Raw genomic sequence first — 9,962 nt, forward strand, 5'->3', positions numbered from 1 at the left:
TTAAGCCTTTTTTATAGTAGTCATTATCGCTTTGTCATGTTTTACTTTTCCTTTGTCATGTTGAGATATAGGCAAAACATCTTTAACCTTTCCTAAAAGATCTGCATTCTCATGCATATTGCCAACGACTTCTAAGCATTCTAATTTATTATTTTTTGTAGCCATTGCTTCTGTTGTTATAAATGCTTTGTAGCCTTGTGCCACAATCTGCTTGAAATTCTGTTTCAATTTCTGGGCCTACAATGTAAAATGTATTTCTAACATACACTACTAAATTGAGTATCTTTTTTCATTGTAGCATACCCTACAATATCATTCCCATAAGTCTTCGTGTCATTTTTATCGCAAAATCTACTCCATAGTTTCACTATATCGCTAGGCTCTAGAGATCTACATCACAAAGTCTTAAGACCGACATTATTTTAGCCCCCAGTATCTCATAATCTAAAATATTACTCACTTTTAATCTAGCATTTACTAAACTCTAGGCAGATAGACTTAAAAATAAAAAGATTTAAAATAAGCGAGATTCTAAAGCTTTAATATGATAGCTTTTGCGGTGGATTGGGCTGTAGCCATGTTTAGCGATAGATTCTATATGGGCTTTTGTGAGATAGCCTTTGTTGTTTTTGAGATTATATTGTGGATACAAGTCATGCAAAGTAAGCATTTCAGAATCTTTGTTTGTTTTAGCAAGGATAGATGCCGCAGATATTAGGACATGTTTGCTATCTCCCTTTATTAGCGTGTCAATTTCTTGCACGCCAAAGCTTGTATTCCCGTCAAATATAACGCTTTTGCATTGATGTTTTTTTGCATGAAGTAAAAGTTCTTTTAAGCCCATTTGCATACATTGCCCTAAACCTTTAGAATCAATATTTACAGAATCAAAACTCACAATTTTTGTCTTACCTTCATGCTCTCTCAAAAACTCTTGTATAGAATCTGCTCTTTCTTGCCTTTGTGTCTGTGTGAGTTGTTTGCTATCTCTTATATCAAGCTTTTTAAAAGATTCAAAATAGCATTCATCAAGCATGACACTTGCGATAAATAAACTACCAGCCACACAGCCCCTACCAGCTTCATCAATGCCACAAATTAACATGCTAATAGCCTAATAAGCCCATGACTTCATGCCCGATAAATGCGAATGTATAAGCAGCAAGTGTGGTGAAAATAAAGAGATAGATTCCATAAATTTTCTTTCCGCTTTCATTGATAAAGGCGATAGTCGCAGCAAAGCATGGTATATACAGCATGATAAAAAAGATAAAGGCAACGGCGGCTTTTGTGTCAATGTTTGCCCTTAGCTCTTCTTGCAGGCTTTGATTTTTCAAATCATCATCGACTGCCTCTTCACCAAGCGCATAAAGCACACCAAGCGTTGTTACCACCATCTCTTTTGCGGAAAATCCTGTGATAAGTGCGACAGATAATCGCCAGTCAAATCCAAGTGGGGCAAAAATAGGCTCTAGTGCATGTCCTAGTCGCCCTGCAAAGCTGTATTCAAGTTGTGATTCTAAAAGATTATTTTCATATATTTTTTGCTTTTCTTCAAACTCTCTCTCATTTAGATTCTGTGTTTCTAGTGCCTGTATGTCTCTATTAAATTCTTCCTGCAATAGTGTGCTTTTAGGAAAATTTGCAAGTATCCACACAAGGATAGCCCCAATTAGTATGACACTCCCAGCTTTCTTTAAAAAGAGATAGCTTTTACCCCATACGCTAAACCATATTACGCGAAGAGTTGGGATTCTATAACGGGGCATCTCCATTACAAAAGGCTCACTCTCCCCGCGAAATACAAAGATTCTTAGAATCTTAGCAAGTATTAAAGCGATAATAAAACCGCATAAATAGATTCCAAAGAGTATAAATCCAGCATACTCCACCGGGAAAAATGCACCAACAAATAGCAGATAAATAGGCAGCCTAGCACTACAACTCATAAAGCCGATGATAAAAAGTGTGAGTAATTTATCCCTTTTATTCTGCAAAGTTCGTGTCGCCATATACGCTGGGACAGAGCAGCCAAAACCCATAACAAGCGGGATAAAACTCTTACCATGCAAACCAAACTTGAAAAACAAACCATCAAGCATAAACGCCACTCTAGCCATATAGCCACTACTCTCTAAAAGGCTTAACCCCAAAAATAAAGTAGCAATCAAAGGCAAAAAGCTAAGGACTGCTCCAACGCCTTTAATAATCCCATCGCCTAAAAGTGAGGCAAAAAGCTCATTTGATATAGAATCTTTTGTAAAAGTCGCAAGTGTGTCAATGCCAGATTCTATCATTTCTTTAAAAAAATCCCCAAGCACAAAGCTAAGTTGAAATACAAGAAACATAGCGAGTAAGAAAATAGGGATACTCCAGATTCTATGTAGTAAAATAGAATCTAGCTTAGCACTCCCTGCGGCACGAGTTTTTGTAACCTTTTGGATACGATTTGCTATAACTTGTGCATTTTGTGCGAGTGTGCTTGTGATGCCTATATTTTTATTTTTATGCTCTTGTATTTCTTCTTGTGTATTGTGCCATTTTATATTTTTAGAATCTTTTTGTGTCAATTCTGTATCTTTTGTTTTCATATAAGATTCATGTGTGGTGATCAATGTGTCAAGCAAGGTATTTAGATTTTGCTTCTTTGTAGAAGAGACTTCACATACATTTGTATGTAGCATTTCGCTTAATTGCTTAGTGTCAATTATTATGCCATCAATTTTAGCTTCATCAATCATGTTTAGGGCGATTAGCTTTGTTTTATCTAGCTGTTGCAATTGCAAGGTTAAGATGAGATTATGCTCTAGGTTTGTAGAATCAAGCACATTTAGGATAATATCATAACTCTCATTATCCAAAAAATCCTTACAAACCTTCTCTTCTGTCGTATAGCCATTTAGAGAATATGTCCCGGGTAAATCAATCATAGTGATAGTATAGTCTTTGTAGTTTAGTGTAGCTTCTGCCTTTTCAAGTGTAACGCCACTAAAGTTTCCCACTCGCATTTTTGCATTGCTTAATGCGTTGATTAATGAGCTTTTGCCGACATTTGGTTGCCCTACTAAAACGACTTTGAGTGTTTTCATGATAAGCATTCCTAAAATGAGTGATTAAAATAATATTAATCCTTATTTTAACTTGTAAATATGAAGTTTATATTTACCTATGAAGCCCTATGACACAGGTAAAGAGAGATTTTTTATAAAATAAAAGTTTAAAATATATAAAAAGATAGGAATATTATATAAAAAATAGATTGTAGTGCTTATTTATTATATATTTTATAGTATTTAGTAGGAAAATATAATGAGATAGTGAAAAGCAAAACTTATAAATAGTTTGTATTATCATAATTACGAAATATATGAGAATCTGTAATATATAAGATTTTCTAGCGACCACCCCTCACAGAATAAAAAATAACCTTAATAAAAATCGTAAAAAAGATTCCCTCAAAAGTGGCTGCAATAATGAGTGAATAATATTGCTCTTGTGTGATAGCATGTAAATCTAGCCCAAGCTTTGCGATGGCGACTAAAAAGGTAAGCGGCATACAATCACTTAGGGCAAAAAGTGTAGTATTTTTAATGCTTTTAAAATACGACCCAAAGGCAATATTTGCGGCAAGTAATCGCACGGCAAGCATTCCAAAGGCAATGTAGATTCCTTGTAACATAACATTGTAATTGCCTAGAATCTCTTTAAGGTTGAGTGTCGAACCGACATATACAAAAAATAAAGGCACAAAAAATCCAAATCCTATGTCATTTAGCTTATGCACCATGTCGTGCTTATAGGCAAAAAAAGTAGCTATCACCATACCTGCTAAAAACGCACCAAGCACATCTTCAATATCCATGAAAGTTGTGATTCCAATGAGAATGAAAAAGAGCATAAAGCTAAAGCGAATGTCTTGATTATTGCTATCATTTGTCGGCATAAACCATAGTTTTATAGCGGGTTTCCACCAAAAGACAATTTTGCCTATACGAAAGATAATGAGAAATGCTATAACAAAAAGGGCTAAAAACGCAAAGGCTTTATAAAAAGTCCATGAAGTGATTGTGCCTACATTTTGTGCGTAGCCATTCTGCACCACAACAAGGGCAGTAATGCTTACGAGTTCACCGACTATGCCTATTTTTAAAGCGACATTTAGCCACTCACGATTTTTCCCATAATCCCTTATAAGCGTTACTAACATACCAAGACTCATCACAGGAAAAATAGCGATATAAATCCACTCAAGCCTAAAGATTAAGACAATGCTTCCCGCTGCTGCATATAGAATAATAAAATATAAACACGCCTTTTTGTAAAACTCTTTACCAAGCCTACTAAACCCACGCAAATCCACTTCCATACCCGCTAAAAGCATGAGATACAAAAAGCTTACATGTGCGACTACATTAAGTGTTTCACTGCCTTTAAAGATTCCAAAATAGCACGCAAAAGCACCAAGCAGAATCTCTACAACCGCAACAGGAATGCGAGTAAATCTACTCACATAAGGTGCTGCTACAATCAATAACGCAATAACCGCAAAAGTAGATAACTCTTGTCCATGCATAGCTTTACTTTTCTTAGAATCTAAACATTATGTATGCCTTGAGCGAATGCCTTGAGAAAGGCTTGTGGATAGAGTCTATATTCCACATCATGCACTCTTTGTGTGAAGTCTTCAAGGCTTTCATTTGGAATCTTTTGTATTTTTTCTTGCAAGATAATCATACCAGAATCAAGCTCTTTTGTTACAAAATGCACACTGACACCGCCAAAGTCATTACTATCAGCATAGCTTTTTTCAATACCATTTAGCCCTTTATGTAGTGGTAAAAAGCTTGGGTGGATATTAAGGATTCTTATATGTTTTAATCTATCTAAAAATTCAGCCCCTAAAATCCGCATAAATCCAGCAAGTAAAATGCAGCTAAGCCCTTTTTCTCTCTCTAGATTCTCTAAATAAGCAAGTAATGCCATATCAAACTCATCTCTACTTTTATCTGTGCCTTCTATTATTTGTGTAGGCAGACCAAGCCTTTTTGCACGATGAAGAGCATGTGCGTCTTTATTATCACTTACAATGCCTAAGACATTGATTAAGGGATCTTTAGCAAGCATAGAATCTTGTATTGTCTCACTATTTATGACAAAGGCATTTGGGCTTGTTTGCAGGGGTGCTTTGTCTTTAGTCGTACTATTCTTTGTGAGATTCATACCATTTTGCCGCATGGCTTGAGTGATTGTTTTATTATGCAGAGATAGGACTAGATTCTCCATATTTGTGCCATTTCCACTTGCAAGTATTACTACATTTATCGTTTGTCCCATAGAGTTCCTTTTGTGATTAGTTTAGCGTGTCAAACCATTCTGGCTTGTCTTGTCTTATAAGCAAGATATTTGCAATAATTGTTTGTGCATTATAGGGTAAATCATCATCTTGAGATTCCATAACTTCCATATAATAGTTCAGTGCATCATCTAGATTGCTAGGCTTTAAACCTGCAAAATGAAATGCTACCTCAAACATATCAAGGATTTGAGATTCTAGCTCTTGTATTTCTTCATCTCGTATTTTATTTTGCAAGGCTTGTGTGTTGTGAGACTTTTTATGTTTTTTATCGTGTTGCTGCATTTACATATCCCTTTAATAGCCATCAAAGCGTAAGCAATAAAAGTGGCATTATAACAAAGTTTCATGGAATATGCAAACTCTAGTATTTATTAGGTTTATCTCTTATTAGTCATTTTATTTACACCCTAACAACCCTCAAGGCATTCAGCAAGGCTAAAAGGGCGACACCCACATCGCCAAATACAGCAAGCCACATATTTGCAATACCTGCGATACCAAGCAGGACTAAAATGAGCTTTGTGCCTAATGCAAAAGTGATATTCTGCCAAGTGAGTGCTTGAATCTTTCTTGCGATTTTTATAGCATGGACTATACCCATAGGTGAAGGATTTGTAAGGATTATATCCGCACTCTCTTTGCTAATATCACTATGAGAATCTTTTGTGCCAATGCTTATGCCAATATCTGCTTGTTTTAATACGATGGAATCATTAATGCCATCGCCTACAAAGGCTGTGATTTTATGGGGCTTGGTGTTTTTACTAGAATCTAGAATCTTATCATGTTGAGATTCCACGCTACATACTTCAGTTAACACCTTAGCATGATAAGTATTAGATTCTAACTTTTCTTTATTTTTCATACTAACCCCCACTTCGCATTTATAAGATATAGAATCTAGCCCCATTAATTCCTGTAATTTTTCTGCTTTTTGTGTAGGTAATAATCCTGCATAATAGCTTTGTATATTAAGCATTCTTGCGATATGTGCGACACTTTTTTCATTATCGCCACTTAAAATTGCAAGTGGATTTACTCCAAGATCCCTTAAAGCCTGCATACACTCCTTGCTATCTTCTTTTAGTATATCACCTAGGATAATATAGCCTTGATAGATTCCATTTTTTGCAATATGGATTATGCTAAACCCGCTATCTTGTGTATCTTTATGCGTGTAGAATGGGCTTATATCTATACCTTTATCTTTCATTAAAGCTTCATTGCCAACTAAGATTCTATCTCCGCAGCACTTAGCATATACGCCTTTTCCACCTATCTCTTCAAAGCTTTCTATCTCACAAATATGCGTGTTTTTAGAATCTTGCATAATAGCTTTTGCTATTGGGTGATTTGAGAATCTTTGTGCCCTTTGTGCTATCTCTAGTAGGTTTTCTTTGCTTATATCTGTTAGCGGATTTATAGATTCTATTTGAAATACGCCTTGTGTTAATGTGCCTGTTTTATCAAATACGACTTGCTGCAACTTAGCAAGGTTACTAAAATGCGTAGAGCCTTTAATGAGTATGCCCTTCCTACTTGCAATGCCTAATGCACCAAAATATCCAAGCGGCACAGACAGCACCAACGCACAAGGGCAACTCACCATAAGCACTACTAAAGAGCGATAAATCCACTCATGCCATTCCCCATCAAAAAGCGGTGGAATGAACGCAATGCCAAGTGCTATGAAAAATACAATCGGCGTGTAGATTTTAGCAAACTTCGTAATGATTTGCTCACTCTTTGCCTTTGTATTGCTTGAGTCTTCTATCATAGCTTTTATCTTTGCAACTTGAGAATGAGAGAAAGGCTTGCTCACTTTTATAGTTAGCACACTTTGCATATTAATAGCCCCTGCTAAAACTTCATCACCACTTGCCACATCAATAGGCTTACTCTCACCACTTATTGCCTGCATATTGAGCGAACTCTCACCCTGCATAATAATGCCATCAACTGGGATTTTCTCGCCAACTTTTACAAGGATTATATCATCAACTTTTAATAACTCTGGGTGTGTATCCTGCCAAATCGTCTCGCTAGAATCCATACTATTAGAATCTGCTTGTTTTATCTGTAAATGCGCTATCTCTGGTGTAATATCTAGCAAATCATACAAAGATTTTTTAGATCGCTTCAAGGCTAGAGATTCTAAAAACTCGCCTATGCGGAAAAAGAGCATAACTGCCACACTCTCGCTTATCTCGCCAATGCAAAATGCCGCAATAGTCGCGATAAACATAAGCGTATTTTCATCAAAAAAGACTTTATTTTTCACATTTCGCCATACCGCCCTAAATATAGGCAATCCTGCGATAATGTAGAGTAGTAATAAAATGATATAGATTAGAATCTGAAATGGTGTGATTGCACTAAAAACGCTGTGTAAAAATGATAGAGATTCTGTATAATGCAAAAGCACTGCATAGCTAACACTAAGTATCATATTAAAAGACTTGATAAAAGAGCTAGATTCTAAAGGTGTATAATGCAAACATAACATACACACAGCAAAGCCAAAGAGAAGGGCTAAAAGCAAAGATAACTCTTTTTTATAAGACACATTATGCGTGCTTTCATGTGTGCTACGCACGATTATATCTGGTTCTATCTTAGCAATTTGTGCTTTTATCGCTTCTATATCGCTTGTCTTTATATAGAGTGTATTTGTGCTAAAGTTTATATTTGCACTCTCTACACAAGGCATAGATTGCAAGGATTTCTCAAGTTTATTCGCACATGAATTGCAATCAAGATTTTCTAAAATAAATTTTTGCATATAAACTCACTTATATTTCAATCATATTTTAATCCATATAAAATAAAAGCAGAGTATAACATAAACATGATTAATATACCCATGGGGGTATATGTATATCTGGAGTTTTTATTTATATATGATTATCTGCACTTAACTGCAAATGGGTTTAATTGTGAAAATGTCTTGCACTGATGGCTTATGAATACTCAAAGCTTTCCATATAAAACCATGTTGTATAACTTGTAGTAGTTGTTTGAAAATATTACACAGAGAGTATATTTGTTTATGTGTGAGATAATAAGAATTTTTACTTGCATATTAAAGTGATACAAGTAAAATAATGTCGCATAAAGCTAAAAATATTAAGAATCTATTGTCCCCGCATAATGCGTATTATATCTCGTGGAAATTCGCTTATTTTTCTAATATTTTCAATAAAATTTCTATGTTTCATGCAATAATGCATAAATTTGGGTGTTATCGAACTATCAATATTGTAAGGACATGTTTTCATCACATTTTCTTTTCTTTGCAAATAAGAACCCCTGCCTATTCTTTTTGCGCAAGTGGGACCTTGAGATACAATATAATCAAGAAAATGAAAGACTCTTTGAGAATAAAATTCTTGAGGATCAAAATCGTCAAGAAAAATTGGTTCGTTTAGCATGTCTCTAAAGGCCTTGTCATTGTCATCTATACGCTTTATTTCATCTATAAGATCTTTGAAGGTAGGAAATTCATGTGCATTGATAAAAGCTTTTGGGTTAATTTTGTAGTCAAATAAATATGGAGGGATATTTGGAATACGCGTATCAAATATGCCATATTCCCCCCCCCCCCCATAGCGTTAGAATCCAGATTTTCGTCATACTTATAATTGTGGGTAAAAAAATTGCTCGTGCAAACCTCCGGTGAAATATCCTTTTTAGAATCTTTATTAGATGTTTCGTTACACTCTTTATCTATTCCGCATCTAAGACTCGTATCTCCCCAATAAATTGGCACACACCCACCCATAAATGCATCAAATAGTTTCTCTGTTAGATACCCCGGATAACTTCCATTTTCAAAACAGATATTAAATTTATATGATTTTAGCCATTCTATTTTATCATCGACACTAGTACCAATATTATTTTTCCACTTACCACCAGAATCTACATTCTTGTAAGCACACAATGCCTCAAAAAAGTTATCTCTCATTTCAGTCATATAGCCATTACTCGCGACAAAACCGCAAAACTTTGTTTTATATTTGCTTAAATGAATGCGACTTTTTAAGGTATTTTGCAACTCTTTTGAACGATAAGTGTTGAAAAATATTAACGGTGCATGTAAATGTCTATCCTCAAATACTGCATAATCGAAACTTATCGCATAATCCACGAGATTAAAATCTGGGCGAACATTCTCTCCTGTATAAAAAATACGCACACAATCATATTCTAAATGCTTATATCCAAAAGGACCACATAAGATAAAATCAGGGGTATTGCTATATGCAACATCATATTTTTGTTGTAGTAGCTGAATGAGAGCATTACTATAGAAATTTACTTCATTATCCTCATTCCACCAATCTAGTATTCTCATATTTAAGACTCGTTTGTTCATATTTCCTGCTCTTATAGTAAATTTCAAAAGCTAATTTTACATCAAAATAATGAAAATCAAGAAATATTCACCATATATAGTGACTGCAATATCAATTAAATTGGTAGGTTTACAACCCAATAAATTGATCCCATTGCGAACAACTATGCAATTTGCTTTATTTATCTGTGCGTTATCATTGGCACTTTTATGTAAGACTTCTGCTTTTATCTTATCCTCTCTTTGATG

General features: G+C 34.9%; 8 protein-coding genes and 1 pseudogene. All 9 read right to left on the reverse strand.

Annotation, left to right across the window (positions count from 1 at the left end):
• Positions 1 to 228 carry a hypothetical protein gene (locus C6H08_RS10395; RefSeq protein WP_104686196.1) on the reverse strand — a complete coding sequence of 76 codons (228 nt, stop codon included), beginning with the start codon at positions 226 to 228 and terminating at the stop codon, positions 1 to 3.
• A gap of 286 nt (positions 229 to 514) precedes the next feature.
• Positions 515 to 1,105, reverse strand: coding sequence for a ribonuclease HII (locus C6H08_RS10400; protein WP_034563755.1), 591 nt, complete (start codon positions 1,103 to 1,105; stop codon positions 515 to 517).
• A 1-nt stretch (position 1,106) separates the two neighbouring features.
• Positions 1,107 to 3,089, reverse strand: a complete 1,983-nt coding sequence (gene feoB, locus C6H08_RS10405) for a ferrous iron transport protein B (RefSeq protein ID WP_034579966.1) — start codon at positions 3,087 to 3,089, stop codon at positions 1,107 to 1,109.
• A gap of 305 nt (positions 3,090 to 3,394) precedes the next feature.
• Positions 3,395 to 4,573 carry a cation:proton antiporter gene (locus C6H08_RS10410; RefSeq protein ID WP_034579536.1) on the reverse strand — a complete coding sequence of 393 codons (1,179 nt, stop codon included), beginning with the start codon at positions 4,571 to 4,573 and terminating at the stop codon, positions 3,395 to 3,397.
• A 20-nt stretch (positions 4,574 to 4,593) separates the two neighbouring features.
• Positions 4,594 to 5,334, reverse strand: a complete 741-nt coding sequence (locus C6H08_RS10415; protein ID WP_034563751.1) for a formyltransferase family protein — start codon at positions 5,332 to 5,334, stop codon at positions 4,594 to 4,596.
• A 16-nt stretch (positions 5,335 to 5,350) separates the two neighbouring features.
• Positions 5,351 to 5,638 (reverse strand): hypothetical protein, encoded by a 288-nt coding sequence (locus tag C6H08_RS10420; RefSeq protein ID WP_004089118.1) that lies wholly within the window; start codon positions 5,636 to 5,638, stop codon positions 5,351 to 5,353.
• 118 nt (positions 5,639 to 5,756) lie between these two features.
• Positions 5,757 to 8,138 carry a heavy metal translocating P-type ATPase gene (locus tag C6H08_RS10425; protein ID WP_034579539.1) on the reverse strand — a complete coding sequence of 794 codons (2,382 nt, stop codon included), beginning with the start codon at positions 8,136 to 8,138 and terminating at the stop codon, positions 5,757 to 5,759.
• A gap of 693 nt (positions 8,139 to 8,831) precedes the next feature.
• Positions 8,832 to 9,734 (reverse strand): glycosyltransferase family 10 domain-containing protein, encoded by a 903-nt coding sequence (locus tag C6H08_RS10435; RefSeq protein WP_233708575.1) that lies wholly within the window; start codon positions 9,732 to 9,734, stop codon positions 8,832 to 8,834.
• Positions 9,735 to 9,770: 36 nt separating this feature from the next.
• Positions 9,771 to 9,962: pseudogene (locus tag C6H08_RS12155) on the reverse strand (hypothetical protein); the annotation flags it as partial.

This window comes from Helicobacter bilis (genome assembly GCF_900198365.1).
Lineage (GTDB): Bacteria > Campylobacterota > Campylobacteria > Campylobacterales > Helicobacteraceae > Helicobacter_A > Helicobacter_A bilis_B.

What these genes read in the sequence shown, in the direction of transcription:
- C6H08_RS10400 (WP_034563755.1), bottom strand. Translation starts at nt 1,105, where the DNA reads ATGTTAATTTGTGGCATTGATGAAGCTGGTAGGGGCTGTGTGGCTGGT.
- feoB (WP_034579966.1), bottom strand. Translation starts at nt 3,089, where the DNA reads ATGAAAACACTCAAAGTCGTTTTAGTAGGGCAACCAAATGTCGGCAAA.
- C6H08_RS10410 (WP_034579536.1), bottom strand. Translation starts at nt 4,573, where the DNA reads ATGCATGGACAAGAGTTATCTACTTTTGCGGTTATTGCGTTATTGATT.
- C6H08_RS10415 (WP_034563751.1), bottom strand. Translation starts at nt 5,334, where the DNA reads ATGGGACAAACGATAAATGTAGTAATACTTGCAAGTGGAAATGGCACA.
- C6H08_RS10420 (WP_004089118.1), bottom strand. Translation starts at nt 5,638, where the DNA reads ATGCAGCAACACGATAAAAAACATAAAAAGTCTCACAACACACAAGCC.
- C6H08_RS10425 (WP_034579539.1), bottom strand. Translation starts at nt 8,138, where the DNA reads ATGCAAAAATTTATTTTAGAAAATCTTGATTGCAATTCATGTGCGAAT.
- C6H08_RS10435 (WP_233708575.1), bottom strand. Translation starts at nt 9,734, where the DNA reads ATGAACAAACGAGTCTTAAATATGAGAATACTAGATTGGTGGAATGAG.